Genomic DNA, 1,085 nt, shown 5'->3' on the forward strand with positions numbered 1-1,085 from the left:
GCTCGGCCAGCCGGGCGTTCTCGATCGCCAGGCTACGCGCCAGCACGATCAGTTCCTCGCGCGACAGCTCATCCAGGCCGGACACCCGGTGATCAACCCACGTCCACCCTCAATGATCAACATGACGGACGGTCACATTCGATCGGCCAGCATCACAGCCCGTGAATGGCCTGAATGCTTACCTTTCGGCATCGGGACGCCCGCCGCAGGGATGGTGCGTCTACGGCAGGGACGTCCGCGCGGCGCACGTGCGCGATCTTGAACGTTCACGGACGCGCACGTTCGTCTGCGGCACGCAAATGCTCGCGGAAGGCCGTTCGGAGCGCCTCGATCGGCAGCACGTTGGGCGATCGGCTGATAACACAGAGCCAGAACGGTGAGAACCTCCGGTCAGCGGTCACCCCCGGCCCTCACCGGACACGTCCGATCGCCCGTGCCCGCTCCGCGGGCCGGCCTCAACGCTGAATCGCGGAAGGAGCCGTCGGCATGGGGAAGCACGGAAAGCAGGTGCCCTGCGGCATGTGCCGGGGAACAGGAAAGATCAGCACCACCGATGACGGGAAGCCCCGTGACATTCCCTGCACCGGCTGCGGCGGCACCGGGCGGCAGGGGTGAACGTCGATGAGCTGCTGCGCAGGGTGCCGCGTGAGGCGTTCGTCCCGGACGTGGTCTGGGTGCGGCGGGACGACGGCTGGGCCGTTCCCCTACGGCGCGCGGACGACCCGGACCGGTGGCTGGAACTCGTCCGATCCGATGACTCGATCATCACGCAGGTCGATGACGGGGCCACCGAGCGAGGGATCTGGCCGACCAGCTCGGCCAGCGCGCCGCACATCGTGGCCACGATGCTCGAAACGCTCGACGTCCAACCGGGCATGAAGGTGCTGGAGATCGGCACGGGCGTGCGACACGAGGTCGCACGATGCAAGTGAGTGTGGCATTTGGAGGCTGACTCTGTGACGTAGTCAATGCCGCAATTTCCAGGTCAGTTACGGCAGCTGTAGATCGTGACTTCGGGGATGTCGCTGCTGGTCGGCGGGGCAGGCGGGGATGATCACGATCGGGTGGAGTCCCGGACATGCGGG

The 1,085-nt window shown here is 66.5% G+C and carries 1 protein-coding gene; it reads left to right on the forward strand.

What is annotated here, in order from left to right; genetic code table 11:
- Nucleotides 1–611: 611 nt before the first annotated feature.
- Nucleotides 612–932, forward strand: a complete 321-nt coding sequence (locus tag ACGFK0_RS37690; protein WP_392913581.1) for a hypothetical protein — start codon at nucleotides 612–614, stop codon at nucleotides 930–932.
- Nucleotides 933–1,085: the final 153 nt, after the last annotated feature.

This window comes from Spirillospora sp. NPDC048823, from assembly GCF_043198445.1.
Lineage (GTDB): Bacteria > Actinomycetota > Actinomycetes > Streptosporangiales > Streptosporangiaceae > Spirillospora.